Source organism: Nocardia miyunensis NBRC 108239, from assembly GCF_001613065.1.
GTDB classification, from domain to species: domain Bacteria; phylum Actinomycetota; class Actinomycetes; order Mycobacteriales; family Mycobacteriaceae; genus Nocardia; species Nocardia miyunensis.
Map to the genome: position 1 here is coordinate 51,782 of NZ_BDBQ01000073.1, position 19,714 is coordinate 71,495.

Genomic DNA, 19,714 nt, shown 5'->3' on the forward strand with positions numbered 1-19,714 from the left:
TGAATAGCATTGGACCACAGAGGGATAGGCGGGTGTCGGGGCGATGGACATGTCGGTCGGGTCGGCTCGACCGCGGCGGAGGGTGATCCCTGGGGGACATGATCGGACACCCGATCGGCGACGGACGACACTGGACATGACTCGGCCTCGACGACGCGCCGCACCGGCGCGGACGAACGCGCGGTTGGCCGAATACTCTGTGGGACTACCGGACTCGGAAGCTGTCCACCGCCAACTGAACGAAACTCCGGACGAGCGGATTCGACGCCTTCGCGGGTTGGGCTACGACCAGGTGGCTCGGGGGGCGGTCGCGGAAAGGGACGACGATCAGGCCTGCGGGGAGGGGCTGGTCGAGGGGGGCCAGGGCGGAGGTCGCGTTCCACAGGACGGCTTGCAGGCATTCCTGGATGGTTCGCACGGTCGGTGACGCGGCTTCGGGCGGGCCGCCAGTCCAGTACGCGGACCACACCGGGTCGGCGTTGTCCGGGAGGCGAACCCAGCGGCGGCCGGTGAGATCGGTGGCGGAGACCGAGTCGCGACCGGCGAGCGGGTCGTCTTCGCGAAGTACCACGCCGACGGGGATGCGGCGCAGGATGCGCGTGCCGATTCCGTTGTCCTCGAAGGGGGTTCGGGTCAATGCGACGTCGACCAAACCGGCGCCCAGGCCTGCGGTCGGATCACCGAGATCGCTCTCGCGGATGCTCACCTCGATCGACGGATGCCGGGCCCGGAATCGGGTGACGAGCGTTCCCGCGACGAGTTCGGCCGTATCGGCGAGCGTGCCGATCGTGAGGGTGGTGGCGCCGGCCGCGGCGCTCACGCGGGTGCGGAGCAGGTCGGCGTGCTCCAGCAGGGCGGCCGACTCGTCGTACATCACGGTCCCGGCGGGCGTGAGGGTGACGCCTTTCGACGTGCGTTCGAACAGCGTCACGCCGAGTTCGTCCTCGAGTTCCCGGATGGCGCGGCTCAGCGGCGGCTGCGTCATGTGCAGGCGACGCGCCGCACGGCCGATGTGACGCTCCTGCGCGACGGCCACGAAGTACCGGAGCGAGCGAAGGTCCACCGCAATACGATACCCATCCGGTATCGGATGTGCGGAAAGAGTGTTGGACGCGATCCTCACGCAGCGAGAAGTATCGAAATCAGCTCGCCGACAAAGGAGTTCGATATGACCAAGCAAACCCTCACGATCGGATGCTACCGATACGACACGACCTCGGCGCTGTTCGACGGCGGCGTCGAAGTCGACGACGCCGAGATCGTCATGCGCACAACACCCACTCTGCCGGAGATATTCGAACGAGCGGTGCGTAAAGACGAATTCGACTTCGCGGAACTCGGCCTCACGTTTTACCTGCGACTGCTGGAGGACGGGCTGCCGTATATCGCGCTGCCGATATTCCCGAACCGGGTATTCCGGCATTCCTGCGTCTTCGTCAACGCGCACAGCGGAATCACACACCCGGCCGACCTGACCGGCCGGACCATCGGCGAATTCGGCACCTACGGGCAGGACTCGGGCGTGTGGGCCAAGGGAATCCTGATGGACGAGTACGGATTCGAACCCGCCGCGAATCGCTGGGTTGTCGGCGGGCTCGAATATCCCTCGGCCCCTTTCGATTTCATTCCGCACCCGCATCCCTCGAGCGTCGAGGTGGCCCCTGCCCCGCTCGACTCGACATTGAACGCGATGCTCGATGCCGGTGAGATCGACGCATTGTTCTCCGCGAACGTCCCGCAATGCGCGCTGGACGGATCCCCGAACGTCAACCGTCTGTTCCCCGACTTCGAACCGCTCGAGCGCGACTACCACCGCCGCACCGGAATCTTCCCGATCATGCACACCATCGTCGTCCGCCGGGGCCTGCTCGAAACCCGCCCCGAGCTCGTGCACAAGGTCTACGACGCCTTCTGCCGCGCGAAAACCGAAGCCGCCGAACGCTACCGCCGCAATCGCAGGCTGTACCAGGTCCAAACCATGGTCCCGTGGATGAACGCCCTGATCGAACGCAACGAGGCCCAGTTCGGCCCGGACGCATGGCCCTACGGCATCGCCGCCAACCGGACCACCCTCGACACCTACCTGCGCTACCACCACGAACAGGGCCTGTCCCCCAGCCGCCCGCGCATCGAAGATGTCTTCGCTCCGCAATTCTTCGACTCCGATCCCGTCTCACGGGGATGATTGCGAATCATGTCCGTTCGCGCCGAAACTGTCACCGCCCGTGGGATTCCCGACCGATCGGACAAGTAGGCGTTCGGAACCGGGCCGGCCGCGATCGGTCGGATAACGAAAACGCACGGCATGCGGAGAGTCGTCGTGGCATGGCCGAAGAGATCGATAACAATGCTGCCCCATGACGGACACGGCCGAAAACGGGTTGACAACTCGGTGGGCAGACCGGGTTCATAATGCCCCTCGAACGGGATTCAGGCCCGATATCGAAGGATTGCGCGGAATCGCCGTTTCGGCCGTCGTGCTATTCCATGCCGGAATACCCGGAGTCAGCGGCGGATTCGTCGGCGTGGATATCTTTTTCGTCATATCCGGCTTCCTGATCACCGGAATCCTGTGCCGCGAGGCCGCGGCCACCGGCACCCTCGCGCTGGCCCGGTTCTACGGGGCACGCGCCCGTCGGCTGCTGCCCGCGGCGGGCATCGTACTGGCCGCCACCGCGATCGGCGCGGCGATACTGCAACCGCCGCTGCAGGCCCGCCAGGTCCTCGGCGACGCGATCGCGAGCGCGTTGTACGCCGGGAACTACCGGCTCGCCCTGCACGGCACCGACTATCTCGCCGCCGACGCGCCGCCCTCGCCGTTCCAGCACTTCTGGTCACTCGGCGTGGAGGAACAGTTCTACCTGCTGTGGCCCGTGCTGATCATCGCGACGGCCTGGCTCATGCGGCGACGGCGAGCCGGATCGGCCGCACCGCTGCCGTACCTGATCGTCCTCGCGGTCATCGCCGCGGCGTCGTTCACGATCTCGCTGATCTGGACCGGCACGCTGCCGCCGTGGGCCTTCTTCTCCCTGCCCGCCCGGGCGTGGGAGCTGGCCGTCGGCGGCATGGTGGCGCTCGCGGCCGTCGTGTGGTCCCGGTTGCCGAAATCGGTGGCCCTGGCGGCCGGATGGACCGGTGTGGCGTTGATCGTCGTGGCCTGCGCCCACCTCGACGGCAGGACGCCGTATCCGGGCGTCGCGGCGCTGCTGCCGGTCGTCGGCACCGCCCTGGTGATCGTATCTGGTTGTGCCGAAACACGATTCGGGATCGGCCGGGTCCTGTCGGTGACGCAGGTGCGAGCGGTGGGCACCCTGTCCTACAGCTGGTATCTGTGGCACTGGCCGGTATTGCTGCTGGCGCCGCTGACGCTGGGCCACCCGCTCGGACGACTCGGCGCGATCGGCGCGATCGTGATGGCCGGCGGACTCGCCATGCTGACCTACTGGACGATCGAGAATCCCGTGCGCTTCGCCGCGTCGTTGCGGAATTCGGCCGTGCGCAGCCTCGCCTGCGGCGGCGCGTGCACCGCGGTCGCCGTGAGTGTGGCGCTGGCGCTGCTCGTGCTCGTCCCGGCGCCGGTCGGGCACGGCGCGGCAGCGCCGTCGCTGGTCCTCACGCCACGCCCGATGTCGCCCGCTCCCGCCCTCGACCCTCACGACGAGGCGGTCCGGCAGCTGATGGCGCAAGCTCAGTCGGCTGTCGAAGCCTCGACCCAAATCCGTTCTGTCCCTTGGAATCTCAGTCCATCGCTCGGCGACGCGCCCGGCGACAAGGCCGACGTGTTCAACAACGGCTGTGTGCGCTCCTGGCGTGAGGTGGGCCAGCCCGAGTGCGCCTCGGGCGACCCGAACTCGGCCACCACCGTGGCCTTGGTCGGCGATTCGCATGCCGCGATGTGGAATCCGGCGCTCGAGCCGATCGCCGCGGCGCGGCACTGGCGGCTGGAAACCCTGTCCAAGGTCACCTGCCCACTGCTGGACCTGCACATCACCAGCCCGTATCTGGGCCGGGAGTTCACCGAATGCGAGCAGTGGCGCGGCCAGGTCATGGCCCGGCTGCGGGCCGAACATCCGCGGCTGATCGTGGTCGGCATGTCGCGACGCTACGGCGGCGACTTCGGCTTCGTCTCCTACGACCGCGCCTGGGTCGACGCGCTGGCCCGCCTGGTTGCCCAGCTCCGCGCGATCGGCTCGACCGTCCTGGTCCTGGGGCCGATCCCCGATCCGCACACCACCGTGCCGACCTGCCTGTCCGGACATATCGACGACGCCTCGGCATGCGAACCCACGCGACCGGTCGCGGTGAACGACGCGGGCGTCGCGGCCGAGCGGAAAGCGGCCGAGGCCGGCGGCGGGCAGTATGCCGAGCTCACCCCACTGTTCTGTACCGCCGTGAGCTGCCCCTTCATCGTCGGCAACACCCTGGTGTACCGCGACGACAATCACCTCACGGTCAGCTACGCCCGTGTACTCACACCGGTCATCGGCGCACTCACCGACCGCGCACTCGCTCATCACTGAGCTGCCGCGCTGACGAAAGCCATTGCGGCAGATCGGCATCACCGTCGACCATCGCTCCCCGTCGCGCGGGGGACGCGACCGGGCCGTGGTTCAGCTTTCCGGCGCCGAAGACCTCGTCGTGGATCTGGTCACCGGGGCAGTGTCCACACCAGCGCCATGGTGAACGGGTGTCCACGCAGCGCCGCCCACTTGGGTTTCGCTGCCAGCCAGGCATCGTCGACCAGTGCCTCGGCGACCTCGGCGAGCTGCCAACCGGCTCCCACTCCGGCTGCCACGTGCTCGCTGAACAGGTGCAGGTGTGTGCTGATCGCCAGCGGCTCACCGGATTCGGGCGTGTAGTGGGTGGGCATCCCGGTCACCATCATGAACTGCGGGTGATAGCTGACCAGGACGAAGGTGCCGCCCGGCGCGGCCAGCCGCCGCGCCTCGGCGTAGTACGGCGCCAGGTCGGGCAGATGCTCATCGATGAGCGAGGAGATCACCAGATCATAACCGCCGCTTGCCAATCCGGTGTCCCGCACGTCGGCCTGGGCGAGGGTGGCATGCGCGCCGCGAACACGGGCCAGCGCCAGCATGCCCGCGCTCAGGTCCACGCCGTCGATGTCGGTGATACCGCGCCCGCGCAGCCAGCCGCCGGTGCGCCCGGTGCCGCAGCCCAGGTCGGCGGCACGGCGGATCCGGCGCCAGTCCGGGTGGCGCAGCCGATCGAGCAGCGCGAGATCCATCTCGTCCATGACGGTCTGCTCGTAGGTGGGCGCCCACCCGTCGTACCCGGTGGCGACGTCGACGGTGCGGTAGTTGCGGCGATCGAAGTCCGCGAAGGACGGCATGCGCAGCAGTATCGCGTGCCGGGGCCGTTCTCGGCCAAGCATTTTCCGGGCACGGCCCGGGCACGACTCGGCCGCGACGGCACACCGCACCGTCGCGGCCGATCGCGTGATTACCGCGTAGTCGCCCGATTACTCTGTGGGACTACCGGATTCGGTGTGCCGCGGCACCTGGGTGGGCCGCAGGCGAACCCAGATCAGGAACCCGGCGGCGATGATCGCCATGACGATCCCCGACCACAGGTTCGTGTTCCAGCCGCCGCTGCGTTGCAGATCCGCGGCGCTGTGGTTGACGGCCCCGACGATGATCAGGACGACGCCGTAGATGCCCAGCAGCGCGCCGACGATGGTGCGGATATCGAAAAGCATTGCGTCACTTCCTAACCGAAGACGATGTTCAGCACGATGACCAGGACCAGAGCGATGCCCGCGAGCAGCACCGGGCGCTGATACCAGGGCAGCGACGCGGCGTCGGGATCACTGAGCGTGGCCTTGGGCGTCTCGGAGTACACCAGCCCGACCAGTTCGGCAGCGGGCTTGGGCGCGGTCACCAGGCTCACCACGACGCTGAGCACCACGTCCACCACGAAGGCCACGCCGGCGGCCAGGAAGCTCGAGCCCTGCCCGGACAGGTTGATCACCCCGGTCTCGCTCAGGATGAAGATGAAGATCGCGGACAGGGTACCGAACACCAGGCCGACCCAACCGGCCGTCGCGGTCATCCGCTTCCAGAACATACCGACGATGAACGTGGCGAACAGCGGCGCGTTGAAGAACGAGAACAGCGTCTGCAGGTAGTCCATGATGTTCGAGAAGTTCCCGGCGATGAACGCGGTGAAGACCGCGACCACCGTGGCGCCCACGGTCGCCCAACGCCCGACGTTCAGGTAGTAGCCGTCCGGCCTGTCCTTCTTCACGTACTGCTGCCACAGGTCGAAGCTGAACACCGTGTTGAACGCGGAGATGTTCGCTGCCATACCCGCCATGAACGCTGCCAGCAGACCGGTCAGCGCCACACCCAGAAGTCCGTTGGGGAGAACGTCTTTCATCAGGTACAGCAGCGCGTCGTTGTAGGTGACATCGCCCTTGCCGGTCGCCTTGTACTCGGCGATCTGCGGCACGATCAGCGCACTGACCATTCCGGGGATGACGACGATCAATGGGATGAACATCTTCGGGAACGACCCGATGATCGGGGTGCGCCGCGCCGCGGAGATCGAATGTGTGGCCAGCGCGCGCTGCACCTCGACGAAGTTGGTCGTCCAGTAACCGAACGAGAGCACGAAGCCCAGACCGAACACGATGCCGACCACGGACAGGATGTTGTTGGAGAAGCCGCTGAGTTGGTTACCCGGCCATGAGTGGATCTGCTGTGCGGCGTCGGGCACCCTGGTGGCAATCTGGTGCTTCAACCCGCTCCAGCCGCCGACGCGATGCAGGCCGACCAGCGTCAGCGGCAGCAGCGCGGCCACGATGACGAAGAACTGCAACACCTCGTTGTAGATCGCGGCCGACAGACCGCCGAGCGTGATGTACGACAGCACGATCGCGGCGGCCACGATGATCGACAGCCACAGCGGCCAGCCCAGCAGCACATTCACGATCGAACCCAGCAGATACAGATTCACACCGGCGATGAGGACCTGGGCGATCGCGAAGCTGAGCGCGTTGACCAGATGCGCACCCGTGCCGAAGCGCCGGCGCATGAATTCCGGGACGCTGCGCACCTTGGAGCCGTAGTAGAACGGCATCATGACCACGCCCAGGAACAGCATGGCCGGGATCGCGCCGATCCAGTAGTAGTGCATGGTCGGCATGCCGTACTGCGCGCCGTTGGCGGACATGCCCATGATCTCGACCGCGCCGAGGTTCGCCGAGATGAATGCCAGACCCGTCACCCAGGCGGGCAGCGAACGTCCGGACAGGAAGAAATCGATGCTCGTGGACACGCGCCGACGGGCCAACAAACCGATGCCGAGCACGAAGACGAAATAGATCGCGACGAGGACGTAGTCGACGGCCGAGGCGTCCAGGCGCAGCCCGCCGCCCTCGGCCAAAACTTCGTGTGCCGGGCCTCCTGCCAGCACCGATTCGACAATTCCTGGTGGCGCGGCAGCGGGTGGCATGCGGCTCTCCTGTTCGGTAAATCATCTTTCGACCACTTGGCCGTGTCCGGATCTTAGCGGGCCGTTAGCGTTCACATTGGGGGTATGCACCGACCGCCGGCATGCGCCCCGGCACGTGCCCACGCGACCGGGGGCGATACCCGACCGATATGAAACGATGTTTTTCAGTTCAAAGTAGTTTTGCCGCAAGATCACCCTTCAAAATGCAACACTGGGATCCCCGGGGGAAGGATCCAGGATGCTCATCACCCACCGACATCACGGGACATTCGGTACCGGAAGTACCGCACCGCCCCGCCCCGCCGCGCTGACCATCGAGGTCGGCGCGGCGGTCGGAGTGGGGTCGACCAGAATCTCCGCATTCGACGCCGCACTGCGCGAACTCGGTGTGGGAGAAGCGAATCTGATCCGCCTGTCGTCGGTGATCCCGCCGTACGCGACGATCGAGCGGACCCGCAGGGTGCGCAGGCCCATCGTCTGGGGCGATCGGCTGTACTGCGTGTACGCGGTGGAATTCGCCGAAACCGAGGGCGCGACCGCCGCGGCCGGAATCGGCTGGACCGTGCGCGACGACGGCTCGGGCGCGGGCCTGTTCGTCGAACACGAGGCCGAAACCGCCAGGCAGGTCGACGAGCTCATCCATCAGAGCCTGACCGAGATGACCGCGGCCCGCGCCGGGGTCTTCGGGCCGGTGTGCACCAGCACGGTCGCGGCCACCTCCGATGGACGCCCGACCTGCGCCCTGGCCCTGGCGGCTTATCACACGGCGGGATGGAATCAACCGTGACCGAACCCGAGGAACCGGAAAGATCAAGGCGTACAGCGACTTCGGCTGCCGGCGGCATCCGGGTCAGCGTGGAGACCGCCATACCGGATCCGGAGATCGAACGCTTCCAACTGCTCTACGAGGAAGCCTTCGGTCCGTTACGCACTCGGGCGATCGCACGGCAGGTTCTGCATCCGGGCGAATTCCATCAGGAGATGACAGACCCGCGAATCCAGAAGCACGTGGCCCGCGCACCCGATGGCGAACCGATCGGTCTGACCACGTTGACTCGTCATCTGGAGACCGTGCCGTGGATCAGCCCCGAATATTTCGCGGCGCGTTTTCCGCAACACGCCGAGCGTGGCGCGATCTACTATGCAGGGTTCACATTGGTCGCCCCCGGCGCGCGACAAGGGGCCGCATTTCATGTCATGATCGAATCAGTCGTCCGAATATTGGCGGCGGAGCGCGCGGCCGTCGGCTGGGACATCTGCTCGTACAACAACTCTCGTTTCTCCTTCGCCGACGCCCTGCGGACGGCGATCGGGGAGCGTGCGACGGTCGATATCGCGGTGGAGGATTCACAGACTTACTACGCGGCACGGTTCATCGGGGACGGAGCGGACAAGGGGGACTGATGATGCTCAGTGATCAGCACACGGTCGACCTCCGGCATCTGGCCGGGCCACTGTGGCGCGCATTCGTGCCGATGATAGCGGCGGTCATGATTGCGCTACCCCTGGTCACTGCCGCGGAAGCGGTCGTGACCACCGTACTGGCGGCGGTCGTCGCGACGACCGTCGCGATGATCGCCCTGGGCGTGCGGCGGCATCGACCGCCGGCGCCGATGCCGTGGTATCTGCTGGCCGGATCGGCCCTACTGTTCGGTTTCGGGATCATGCTGCGCGATCTCATCCCGGCCGAGGGATACCTGTTCGACGATATGTTCACCCTGTCCGGATACGCCGGCGTACTGCTCGCGGCGCTGCTGTGGCTCGCGCCGCGCCGCGTCCACGGCGGCGGCAACGATCTGCTGCTGGACTCCGGGCTGATCGGCATGGGGGCGTTGCTGGCCTCGTGGACATTCCTGATCTCGCCGATCCTGGGCGGCGGGCACGGATCGGGCGCGCTGATCGCGGCCTGCTACCCGGTCATCGATGCGCTGCTGCTCACGGTGGTCACCCATTCGGTGGTCACCGCGATGCGCTCGGAAACCTCATTACGCCTGCTGCACACGAGTCTGCTGGCCATCCTGGTCGCCGATTTCGGCTACAACCTGGTGGCGGCAGGGTCGATCCACCTGCCCTTCCAGATTCTGCTGATTCCGCTGCTGGGCGCGTATCTGCTGGTGGGGCTCGCGGCGCTGCATCCGACCATGGTCACCCTGGGCCAGCAGCAGCGCATCCGGCCGGATCAGTCCCGTCAGCGGGCCAGTTTCATCGCGGTCGCGCTGGTGGTGGCCTCGCTGGTGCCGACCATGGGCCACCGGCCCAGCATCGTGGATCGAGTGGTGATCTCCGCACTGCTCGCCGGATTGCTGATCGGCGTGCTCGCGCGCAGTGAGCGCGCCATCGGACGCAGTGCCCGCAGCGAGCGGCGGGCACAGTATCAGGCCGATCACGACATGCTCACCGGCCTGCTGAACCGCTCGGCACTACTGCGCGCCCCCGCCCGCAATCACGAGCGATGGGCCGGGCGCACGCTGTGCCTGCTGTTCATCGATCTGGACGGATTCAAATCCGTTAACGACAGCTACGGCCACGCCATCGGTGACGAGCTGATCGCCAATGCCGCGGCCCGCATCCGCCGCGTCATCCGTCACGACGATGTGGCCGCGCGCTACGGCGGTGACGAGTTCGTCGTGCTGACCTGCGCGAACCGATCGGATACCGCCACCCTCGCCGAGCGGCTCATCGCCGCGTTCGGCAATCCCTTCGAGCTCAGCGTGGGCGCGGTCTCGATCACGGCCAGCATCGGCATCGCCCTGGGCTCCCCCCGGCCACCGGGTTCGGTCCACGAGATCCGCGGCCATGCCGCCCGGTGCCCGGAACCCGCCGAGACCGAGGTCACCCCGGATCCCGCACAGGACGTCCCCACGCCGCTCTCGCCCGACCTCGCGCCCACCGAAACCACGGTGTACGACCTACTGCGCGAGGCGGATTCGGCCATGTATCACGCCAAGGAATACTCCCTTGGCTACGTCTTCCACGACGAGATGCGACACCAGGGCCACCCCGAATCCCGTCGGGTGTGGCACCGCGACTCCCGCAAACACCGCGAGACAGCCGTATAATCCGGCTCACCGCCGGAAGCGTTGGCGGACCTTGTCGAGCCGATCGGCGTACAAGAAGACTCGCCCACATCCCAGACAGAGCACCGCGGCCAGATCCGTCAGGGCGCGACCGCCTCCTCGGGCAACGAGGTACATCTCCGCCGAACCGCTCACCGGGACGCGCTCCCCATCGCAATCCGGACAGGGGGTGGACGGCGGTGTCACATGCTCGGGCTCGCCTCTGGAGAACACACCTAACCGGAGAGTTCGTCGAGGACGCGGCGGGCCTGTTCCAGTTCGGACTGGAGTTGTTCCACCTTGACGCGCTGCGAATTCCGGACCGATTCCAGGACCGAATCGACCACCTCGGCGACCTCGGGGTGCAGGATTTTGGCGGCCTGGGCGACCGCGGAGCCCGCGACCGCGATTCCCCGGACGGTGCGCTTCTTGCCGTTGACGACATCGACGGTCCACTCACCGTCGGCGGTGCCGGACAGCGTGACGGTGACCTCGGGGGTCTTCGCCTTGCGAGCGGGGGCGGCCTTGGCCGGGCGGGCGGGCTGTTTGGCCGGGGCGGGTTTGGCGTTCTCGGCGGTGTCGGACTCGGCGGCCGGTTTCGACGCGGCGGGCTTGGCCGCGGCCGGTTGCGCGGGAGCCGCGCTCTCCGGGGCCGGGTTCGGCGGGAGCGGCGAGGGGGTGACGGACGACGGCATGCTCACTGGGGTGTCCTTCCTGGGTTTCGCGGCGGCTGGAGGCGCGGTGCGCCTGGCCGGTTTGGTCAGCGTCACTTCGGTGGGCGAGAACGACAGCACATCCTTGGAACCCGTCGGCCGCACCTGCAGGAAATCGCCCTCGGCGGGATCACCGAGCGCGAGCACCTTGCCCGAGCGGCCTTCGGGCACTCCGACCGCTTCCGCGGTGAACCACACCATCGGTGGGCGATCCGCGGCGAGGTCCGCGGCGATCTGCCGAATTTCTGTGTCGGACAAGGGCTGCGGCTTCGTTCGACGCGATGACATGGTGCACTCCGGGCGGGTTCGTAGACGTCTGCGTGCCAAGAGCATGCCCCATAGCACCGACAAGTCCACATCGCCGGATGCTTCCGAGCCCCGCCACAGAGATGAGCAATCATTCGGCAAAACCGCACTGCGACATAAGCACCGCCCTCCGAACCCGATCCGATGAACTCGACCAACCAGGAGAATCGTAGGGGCTGCGGACAACTCGCGACATTCGGCACCGCATCCGCCATGCCGATTTCATGCCGCACAGCAATCTTCGAGTATTCCCCGTCGGCGCGGACAGCCGGGCCGTGACCGGGTAATGTCCGGACTCCATGAAGAGTCCGGTGGTCGGCGGGGCTGCGCGATGAGTTCGCCACATCTGCCCGCGTTACGCGATGAGCGGCTCGCCGTGCTCGACTTCTGTCGCGATCTGAGTTCCGCGGACCTCAGCGCGCCGAGCGCCGCGGCGGGCTGGTCCGTCGCGGACGTACTCATCCACATGACCACCGTGCTGCGCGCGATCCTCACCCCGACCGCCGCCGCCTACCTGACCACCCGCGACGTGGAACGCCTCAACGAACGACTCGTCGACGAAAAACGCTCGCACACAACCGGACAGCTTCCCGCTGAATTCGAGACGTGGAGCCGCCGCGGCTGCGCCGCTCTCACCGTGCTGACCATGCCGATACTCGGCGCGCTTCGCATCCCGGCCGGCGAATTGGGCTGGTACCCACTCGAACTCGCGCCCGCGATGATCCTGTTCGAATGGCACACCCATGTGCGCCACGACATCGCCCCGGCACTGGACCGCCCGGCCCCGGCCACCGACCCGCGCCGCATGACCTCGATCCTGCGCTGGCTGACCACGCTGCTGGAACATTCGCACCGGGAGGCGCTGAACTGGCTCGAGGCGCCGGTGGCACTGACCCTCACCGGTCCCGGCGGCGGCACCTGGCGACTCGAACAGCGCGGCGGACGGCTGCGCGTGCGGCCGGGACGCGCCGCCGGGGCCGCGGCGCACATCGCGGCGATGTCGGTGGAATTTCCGCAATGGAGCACCCGGCGGTTGCCCTGGCGCGCCTGCGCCGTCGCGGTGACCGGCGACACCGAGATCGGCACCCGCGTCCTGGACTCGATCAATCTGGTCTGAGCGCCGCTGTCCGAGATGCCGGTTCCGGCGGCAGGCGCGCGGTTAGCATGCAGGTGCACCCGTACCGGGGTGATCGGGTGCCGGACGATCCGCCGCGTGAGGCGGCTCGGATCACGGATGTGAAGGGGTTTTGCGAGTGGACAGGCCGACGTGGGCGCCCGCGGGTGTCGACATGACGAAGGCGAGCCCGGCGCGGATGTACGACGCGCTACTGGGCGGCTCGCACAATTTCGAGATCGATCGCAAGACCGCGGACATGGCCAAACAGCTGGTGCCCGATCTCCCGCGGCTGGCGCTGAGCAACCGGGCCTTCCTGCGGCGGGTGGTCCGGTATCTGTCCGATGCCGGGATCCACCAGTTCCTGGACATCGGCTCGGGCATTCCGACCGCGGGCAATGTGCACGAGGTGGCCCAGGCGATCGATCCGGGCAACCGCGTGCTGTACATCGACATCGATCCGGTGGCGGTCGCGCACGCGAGGACCATCCTGGTCGGCAACGACCACGCCGACGCTCTGGAAGCCGATCTGCGCAAACCGGCGGATCTGCTCGCGAGGGCGGCGGACAGCGGACTGATCGACCTCAGCGAACCGATCGGTGTGCTGCTGATCGCGGTACTGCACCTCGTGCAGGATCACGAGGGCCCGCGCGAACTGGTCGGCGAACTGCGCGACGCGGTGCCCACGGGCAGCTATGTGGCGATCTCGCATCTGAGCTCGGCACAGCGGCCCGGCGCCGCGGCCCGGCTCGGCGATCTGTCGGCGAACCAGTCCCACACCGGCATCCGATTCCGCGACCGCGCGAGCATCACCGCCATGTTCGACGGCTGGGAGCCGGTCGAGCCCGGCGTGGTCGAACTACCGCTGTGGCGTCCGGAATCCGACCGGGACCTGCACGAGACGCCGGGGCGCTCGCTCGGGCTGGCGGGTGTGGGCCGTAAGGTCTGACCGGGGGCGATTCGGACAGGGGTGCTCAGGTGGGTTCGCACGAGCTGGCGGTGCGTTGGGCGGACGCGCTCGACGGCGTCGTCGCCCCCACCCTGACCCGCACCCAGATCGAGGCCCTGCTCGCCGGGCTGGGCGAACAGCTGCTGGCCACGCTGCGCGGAGACGGCGGCCTGGACTCCGCGCGGGTCGCCGCCGCGGCGTTGGTCGCGGCCAACTATCGGGACGAATCGGCGGTCAGCCGGACCGTATCGGTGATCTGCCGGGACATGGTCCGGGCCGTCGTCGAGACGCCCGATTCGCAGGGGCTGCGGACCGATCCGGAGCGAGTGCGGGAACGCGCGATCGATGTGGCCGCGGAATTCGCCGCCGGATTCACCGCGGCCCTGCGCGCGGCCGCGCTGTCGGAGCAGGAGACGACCCTCGCCGCGGCGCTGTCGGCGGTGCGGGAGGCGCAGGCGCAGCGGCAGCTGTCGCAGGCACGGTTCTCGGCCATCTTCGCGGGCGCGTCGGTCGGCATCGGCACCATCGACGTGCGCACCGGACGGGTGGTGGACGTCAATGCCGCGATGGCCGAAATGTTCGGCGCGCCAGCGGAATCCATCACCGGGATGCAGGTCGCCGACGTGCTCGGGCCGATCAACATCGGGCCCGCCTACGCGCAGTTCCAGCAGCTGCTGGAGGGCACGATCGACCGTTTCCGGCTGGAGACCGGATACACCCATCCGGGTGGGCATCGCACCGCGATCGACCTGTCCATGTCGGCGGTCCGCGACGAGAACGGGCAGATACGCTTCCTGATCGGCGTCGCGGTGGACATCACCGAGCGCAAGGCGTTGTCCGACCAGCTGTGGCACGACGCGCACCACGACAATCTCACCGGCCTGGCCAACCGGACGCTGTTCTTCGACCGGCTCGCGCAGGCTTCGCCGCCGATCGGCCTGTGCTATCTGGATCTGGACGGCTTCAAGGAGATCAACGACGCGTTCGGGCACACCGTCGGCGACCGGGTGTTGCAGGCGGTGGCCGCTCGGTTGCGGGAGGCCGCCGAACCCGGTGGACTCGCGGCGCGTCTGGGTGGCGACGAGTTCATCGTGCTGATCGAGAACTGCCGGGACGAGAGCATGCTGGATGCCCTGTCCCGTCACCTGCTCGACGCGCTGTCCGATCCGATAACCATTGCGGGACATACGATCTCAGTGGGCGCATCGATCGGCACGGCACTGGTCGACGAGCCTCCCGACGCCATCGACGACCTCATGCACACCGTCGATACGGCCATGTACCGCAACAAATCCGCGCGATCACGTCCGGGCCTGCACACGCGGCGTAAACGTTGACGCTCCGTCCGCCCGGCAGGTTCCGGCCTGCCATTCCGCGATAGCCCGGAGTTGACCGGCGACCGGACGAGGAAGGGATTCGATGATCGGGCTGACCTCGACGGCCGAGGATGTGCAGCGGGCCGCGGACCTGCTCGGCGTATTCGCCTTCGGGGTGTCCGGTGCGCTGCTGGCCGTACGCGAGAATTACGACATGGTCGGCATCGCTCGGGGCGGGCGTTGCCGCGACGCTGCTGCGCTTCGGCGCGCTCACCGCCTGGACCGGCGCGGCGGCGTCGGCGGGTGCGGTCGTTTTCCGGGTACCGGCCCTGCGGTACCACTGGCACGCGCCGCTGGCCCGGCGGCGACAAGGCTGAGCCGCCGCCGGTCGCCGCCTACCGGTGCAGCCAGGTGTCGAAGAACTGCAGCCGCGCCGATGCCTCGAACTTCAGGTCCGACACCGCGGCCGACGCACCGATCGTCTGGGACAGCTCGATGGTGGGTATCCACAGCCCGTTGTCCAGCACCAGTTGCTGCGCCTGGCCGATGAGCCGGGAGCGCGCGGTGGTGTCGGTCGTCTGCAACTCGCCGGACAGCGCCTGGTCCAGATCCGGAATCGGTCCGCGCACATTGTAATTCGTGCCGTCCAGCCCGAAGACGGTGCGCAGGATGTCGCCGTCGGCACGCGTGGTGTTGTAGTAGACCGCGTCGTAGTCCTTGCGGCTCTGCCGCGCGGCGTACTCCGCGTCGGATGCGGGCTCGAGCCGCACATCCACTCCGACGGTTCGCAACTGCTGCTGGATCAGCTCGAGAATCGCCTGGTTCCCGGCGAAGGCATGGCTGAACAGCACGCCGAAGGACAGCCGCACGCCGTCCTTGACCCGGATGCCGTCGCTGCCCGGCACCCAGCCCGCCTTGTCCAGCGCCGCCTTCGCGGTCGCGGGGGCGTGGCCGAGACTCTTCGAAAGATCCACGTATCCGGGGGTTTTCGAGGCCAGCGAACTGGTCGCGGTCTTGAACTGCGGCCCCAGTACGGTATCGACCAACTCCTTGCGATCGATCGCGGTCAGCAGCGCGGTACGCACCGCGGGATCGCGCAGCGGACCGCGCGTCAGATTCGGCTGAATGCCGAACGGCACACCGGGATTCGGTGTGACGAGCAACCGCCCGCCGGAAGCCTCGATCTGCGAGGCGTCCTGTGGCAGCGCATCACTCACCGCGTCGAGCTGCCCCGAGGACAGGCTGCCGGTGCGCACACCGGACTCCGGGATGACGGTGAATTCGATCCGGTCCAGATACGCCGCACCTTTGTGACCGAAAACCGTTGAGCCCCAATTATATCCGACACGTTTGGCAAGCGTCACGGATGCGCCCTGCTTGTATCCGGCGTAGGTGAACGGCCCACTGCCGATATCGTCGCCCAGGCAGCGCCGGTCGGCGGGCTCGGCGGTCGTGGCGTCGGCGAGAATGCCCAGCTGCGGAGTCGAGGTCGCCTGCAGGAACTGCGCGTTGGGCCGGTCGAAGCGAACCTGCGCGGTGAGCGGATCGGGCACGTCGGTCCCGGCGTATCCGGCCAGGTAGCTCGCCCCCAGCGGCGCCTTGGCACCGGTGAGGGTGTGCACGATGGCGTCGAAGTTCTTCTGCACGGACGTCGCGGTCAGGGCGGTGCCGTCACTGAAGGTGACGCCGGGGCGCAGATGGAAGGTGAACGTCGTGGCATCCGGGCTCACCTCCCAGCTCTGCGCCAGCCACGGGGTGATCGCGCCGGTCGCCGGATCCTGATCGGTCAGCGAATCCACGATCTGCCGTGTGACGTACAGGGTTTGGTTGGTCCCCGATTGCGCGGGGTCCGAACAGGTCGGCGCGAGCGAGAGGCCGTAGCGCAGGGTTCCGCCGGGACGCGGCGGTCCGGCCGCTGCGCCGGAGGGAGTGCCGGAACCGCAGGCCGCGAGCGTGAGCACCGCGGCGAGCGCGCCGCAGGAAGCGAGCAGGCGTGTCATGGTCGATCTCCTGGTCACGGTGCCTTCTTCGGCAGTCCGGGCGGATTGATCCGGCTCTGCTGCACCGCTTCGGCTCCCAGGCCCCAGCGGTCGAGCACCTTGCGGTACAGACCGTGGTCCATGGCGTACTGCAACGCCTCGTGCACCGGGCCGATCAGGCCGTTGTCCTTCTTGGTGAGCACCGCGATCTCGGCCTGCAGCGCATCGCCGGCACCGGAGAACGTCTTGACGATCTTCGTCTGTCCCGTGGTGGCGACGTGATAAGCCGCATCCGGATCGGGGCCGAGGAATCCGTCGAGACGGTGCGAGGCCAGTGCCAGATAATAGTCGGTGGTCTTCTGGTAGTAGGCGATATCGATCTTCGGCAGGCCCTCGGCCACGTTCTGCTGATCCCACTGCACGAGCAGCTGTTCCTGATTGGTGCCGCTGCCCACGCCGATCCGCTTGCCCGCCAGCGATTTACGGTCCTGGTAGGTCCAGTTCGCGTCCTTGGCCAGCTCCAGCGCGAGATTGTCCTTGCGGTATGTGGCGAAGTCGTACTTCTCCTTGCGCTCCTCGGTCACGGTCACGTTGGAGACGAAGGCGTCCACCGTGCCGGCGTCGACGGCGACGAAGTTCTGCGCCCAATCCGCGGTCCGCAGATCGAGTCTCAGCCCGAGGATGTTCGCGACCAGCGAGGCGAAGTCGACCTCGGAGCCGATCACGGTGCGATCGTCGGTGGCGTAGAACCGCAGCGGCGCACCGGCATCGGCGGATCCGGTGACGATCAACGTGCCCCGATCGCGGATCGCGGCGGGCACCTGCGCGGCGATCGAATCCACCTTCTGCGCCGTTATCCGGCCCGCCTGCTGCGGCGAAAGATCGTAGGTATGCCCGTTCACCGAGCGGACCTCGTCGCCGGTACCGTCACTACCGCCGCACGCGCCGACCACCAGCGCAACGGTGCTGAGCACGGCGGCCAGCACTACGGTGCGCCGCCGGGTATTTGCCTGGACCCTCATCGAATTGCCTTGTCCTCCATAGATCCTGGCAGTAACACTGTCCCCCCGTGAGCCGGATTGCCGCGACGTCCGCGAGCCAGGTCGCTCCGGCCGGGCAGCACCACGCTAGGTGCGAACCCGTTGACGCGTCTGCACTCTCGATCGGCGTGAATCGAATGCTGTCCCCCCGCGAGCAGGTGTGCAGTTCCTGCGGATCAGCTGTGTAGTTGCTCGAAGACGCACCCGAGAAGTCAATCGGAGAATTTCTCCTCTTATCATGGAAGTCGGCAGTGTGCACCTCACGGGAGGCCCCATGGACGCGACGACGCGGCGTATGCGCGCCGATGCGCGCCGCAATTACGAGCGCATCCTCGAATGCGCCCGCCAGACGTTCGCCGAACTGGGCACCGAGGCGCCGCTGGACGAGATCGCCCGCCGGACCGGCGTCGGCCCCGGCACCCTGTACCGGCACTTCCCGAATCGCGCGGCGCTCATCGAGGCGGTGTACCGCTCAAGCATCGAGGCGCTCAGCAGGCGTGCGGAGGAATTACTCGACTCGGAGTACACGCCGTTGGAAGCACTGGACCTGTGGGTCCGGGCGCAGGTCGACTTCGTGATGAACCGGCGTGGTCTGGCGGTCACCCTCAAGGCCGCCCTGGACCGCGACTCGGACATCTTCATGCTCTGTTCCACGATCGCCACCGAGGCCGCCACCGCGGTCCTGCGTCCCGCTCAGGAGGCCGGACTCGTCCGCCCGGAACTCGAACCGCAGGACCTGATCCGCCTGGGCCACGGCGTCGGCGCGGCCTGTGAGCACACGCCGGAAGCCGCCGAACGCCTGCTCACGGTCGTCCTCGCGGGACTGCGCACGCCGCAGTGATCACCGCGCACATCGAGAACGACCGCGCACCTCAGTTCGCGATGCGGAGCGCGAGCTCGTAATCGCGGCAGCGGGCCGAGAGGGTGAGCCCGGCCGTGGCCAGGGCGGTGCGGATGCACTGGTCGTCGTGCTCGAAAACGCGCAGTACCAGGGCCTGCGGCACCTGGTCGTGCAATTCGGTGATCACGGCGCCGACCAGTGCGGCCAGACCGCCGGGATCGACGTCCTGATAGGTGAACCCCTCCGCCGCATCGATGTACGCCGCACTGCCGATGACCGAGGTCGCCACGCTGGCCACCGGATCCACCACACCCGGTGTCAGCAGGGCGACCACGAGCGCCTGACCGGGCGGTTCGGTGGATTCGGCGAGGGCGTGCAGCACACAGTCGACCGGTTCGGCGAAGGTCAGCGCCATCGGGGCCCGCCAGGTGCGCGGTTCGGCGGTCCACACGCGGGCGTATTCGCCGACCGCGACCGCGCCCAGCGCCGCGGCCGCACGTCCCTCGGGGCCGACATCGGTGCCGCGCCACCGCAGCACCCGATAACCCAGTGCCCGCGCCTGTTTCGCCGCACCGGCCACCAGCGCCCGCACGACGGCGTCCTCGGCATCGGTGGCCGGTTCGAAATCGTAGTGCCCCAACTGAATTCGCCGAACATATCGCGAGGTGTACACCGGTTCGGTCAGCGCCAGCTGATTCGCGGCGCCGGTCAGGGCGGCCCAGCCCAGCAGTTCGCCGCCGCGCCGGACGGCCAGGATCCCCAGTCGGCCGGGCGCGGGCCCGAGATCCTCGGCGACGGCCAGTCCGGCCGCACCGGCCAGTTCGTTCGCCAGGCGCAGACCCGTTCCCGGATGCCGATCCCATTCGAGCGCCAAGTCCATATCCGCACAGTATCCACGAAATTTGCTGTTCGATTACCAGACACGGT

General features: G+C 67.7%; 18 protein-coding genes and 1 pseudogene. 11 read left to right on the forward strand and 8 right to left on the reverse strand.

Features of this window, described 5'->3' with window-relative positions:
• Nucleotides 1–205: 205 nt before the first annotated feature.
• Entirely contained in the window at nt 206–1,063 is an 858-nt protein-coding gene (locus NM2_RS30200) for a LysR family transcriptional regulator (RefSeq protein ID WP_067675771.1), read from the reverse strand.
• A gap of 105 nt (nt 1,064–1,168) precedes the next feature.
• On the opposite strand from NM2_RS30200, the gene NM2_RS30205 reads away from it, so the two are divergent.
• Both NM2_RS30205 and NM2_RS30210 read left to right on the forward strand, forming a co-directional pair.
• Complete coding sequence (locus tag NM2_RS30205) at nt 1,169–2,185, forward strand: substrate-binding domain-containing protein (protein WP_067675774.1); 1,017 nt, start codon at nt 1,169–1,171, stop codon at nt 2,183–2,185.
• A gap of 172 nt (nt 2,186–2,357) precedes the next feature.
• Entirely contained in the window at nt 2,358–4,520 is a 2,163-nt protein-coding gene (locus NM2_RS30210; protein ID WP_084531707.1) for an acyltransferase family protein, read from the forward strand.
• 128 nt (nt 4,521–4,648) lie between these two features.
• Here the strand turns inward: NM2_RS30210 and NM2_RS30215 are convergent, their stop codons facing one another.
• The 3 genes from NM2_RS30215 to NM2_RS30225 form a co-directional block, all read right to left on the reverse strand.
• A complete protein-coding gene (locus NM2_RS30215; RefSeq protein WP_067675777.1) occupies nt 4,649–5,350 on the reverse strand; it encodes a class I SAM-dependent DNA methyltransferase in 702 nt (233 codons plus the stop codon).
• A 129-nt stretch (nt 5,351–5,479) separates the two neighbouring features.
• Nucleotides 5,480–5,716 carry a hypothetical protein gene (locus NM2_RS30220; protein WP_067675780.1) on the reverse strand — a complete coding sequence of 79 codons (237 nt, stop codon included), beginning with the start codon at nt 5,714–5,716 and terminating at the stop codon, nt 5,480–5,482.
• Nucleotides 5,717–5,727: 11 nt separating this feature from the next.
• Nucleotides 5,728–7,473, reverse strand: coding sequence for a sodium:solute symporter family protein (locus NM2_RS30225; protein WP_084531708.1), 1,746 nt, complete (start codon nt 7,471–7,473; stop codon nt 5,728–5,730).
• Nucleotides 7,474–7,711: 238 nt separating this feature from the next.
• Here NM2_RS30225 and NM2_RS30230 point away from each other — a divergent pair, with 238 nt between their 5' ends.
• The 3 genes from NM2_RS30230 to NM2_RS30240 are packed head-to-tail and all read left to right on the forward strand — an operon-like array spanning nt 7,712 to nt 10,532.
• The gene (locus tag NM2_RS30230; protein WP_084531709.1) at nt 7,712–8,260 is read left to right on the forward strand and encodes a pyruvoyl-dependent arginine decarboxylase; all 549 of its coding nucleotides are present in this window, start codon (nt 7,712–7,714) and stop codon (nt 8,258–8,260) included.
• Entirely contained in the window at nt 8,257–8,877 is a 621-nt protein-coding gene (locus NM2_RS30235; RefSeq protein WP_245718283.1) for a hypothetical protein, read from the forward strand. Before NM2_RS30230 ends, NM2_RS30235 begins: the two co-directional genes overlap by 4 nt.
• Nucleotides 8,877–10,532 (forward strand): GGDEF domain-containing protein, encoded by a 1,656-nt coding sequence (locus NM2_RS30240; protein ID WP_067675783.1) that lies wholly within the window; start codon nt 8,877–8,879, stop codon nt 10,530–10,532. Before NM2_RS30235 ends, NM2_RS30240 begins: the two co-directional genes overlap by 1 nt.
• A 233-nt stretch (nt 10,533–10,765) precedes the next feature.
• Here the strand turns inward: NM2_RS30240 and NM2_RS30245 are convergent, their stop codons facing one another.
• Nucleotides 10,766–11,500, reverse strand: coding sequence for a DUF6319 family protein (locus NM2_RS30245; protein WP_245718284.1), 735 nt, complete (start codon nt 11,498–11,500; stop codon nt 10,766–10,768).
• Between the two features lie 379 nt (nt 11,501–11,879).
• Between NM2_RS30245 and NM2_RS30250 the strand changes: the two genes are divergently transcribed.
• From NM2_RS30250 to NM2_RS30265, 5 genes and pseudogenes are all read left to right on the forward strand, one after another.
• Entirely contained in the window at nt 11,880–12,665 is a 786-nt protein-coding gene (locus NM2_RS30250) for a maleylpyruvate isomerase N-terminal domain-containing protein (protein ID WP_067675789.1), read from the forward strand.
• Between the two features lie 136 nt (nt 12,666–12,801).
• Complete coding sequence (locus NM2_RS30255; protein ID WP_084531711.1) at nt 12,802–13,611, forward strand: SAM-dependent methyltransferase; 810 nt, start codon at nt 12,802–12,804, stop codon at nt 13,609–13,611.
• A gap of 29 nt (nt 13,612–13,640) precedes the next feature.
• A complete protein-coding gene (locus NM2_RS30260; RefSeq protein ID WP_067675795.1) occupies nt 13,641–14,948 on the forward strand; it encodes a sensor domain-containing diguanylate cyclase in 1,308 nt (435 codons plus the stop codon).
• An 82-nt stretch (nt 14,949–15,030) separates the two neighbouring features.
• Nucleotides 15,031–15,117 (forward strand): annotated as a pseudogene (locus NM2_RS53095) (hypothetical protein); the annotation flags it as partial.
• Nucleotides 15,110–15,304 carry a hypothetical protein gene (locus NM2_RS30265; protein WP_067675798.1) on the forward strand — a complete coding sequence of 65 codons (195 nt, stop codon included), beginning with the start codon at nt 15,110–15,112 and terminating at the stop codon, nt 15,302–15,304. The pseudogene NM2_RS53095 and the gene NM2_RS30265, both read left to right, overlap by 8 nt.
• A gap of 18 nt (nt 15,305–15,322) precedes the next feature.
• Here NM2_RS30265 and NM2_RS30270 read toward each other — a convergent pair whose 3' ends face one another.
• Complete coding sequence (locus tag NM2_RS30270) at nt 15,323–16,927, reverse strand: ABC transporter substrate-binding protein (protein ID WP_067675801.1); 1,605 nt, start codon at nt 16,925–16,927, stop codon at nt 15,323–15,325.
• 14 nt (nt 16,928–16,941) lie between these two features.
• Nucleotides 16,942–17,928, reverse strand: a complete 987-nt coding sequence (locus tag NM2_RS30275; protein ID WP_067675804.1) for a transporter substrate-binding domain-containing protein — start codon at nt 17,926–17,928, stop codon at nt 16,942–16,944.
• Nucleotides 17,929–18,220: 292 nt separating this feature from the next.
• Between NM2_RS30275 and NM2_RS30280 the strand changes: the two genes are divergently transcribed.
• Nucleotides 18,221–18,787: a TetR/AcrR family transcriptional regulator gene (locus NM2_RS30280; protein WP_067675891.1), complete on the forward strand. Its 567-nt coding sequence runs from the start codon at nt 18,221–18,223 to the stop codon at nt 18,785–18,787.
• A gap of 31 nt (nt 18,788–18,818) precedes the next feature.
• Here NM2_RS30280 and NM2_RS30285 read toward each other — a convergent pair whose 3' ends face one another.
• Nucleotides 18,819–19,667: a hypothetical protein gene (locus NM2_RS30285; protein ID WP_067675807.1), complete on the reverse strand. Its 849-nt coding sequence runs from the start codon at nt 19,665–19,667 to the stop codon at nt 18,819–18,821.
• Between the last annotated feature and the right edge of the window lie 47 nt (nt 19,668–19,714).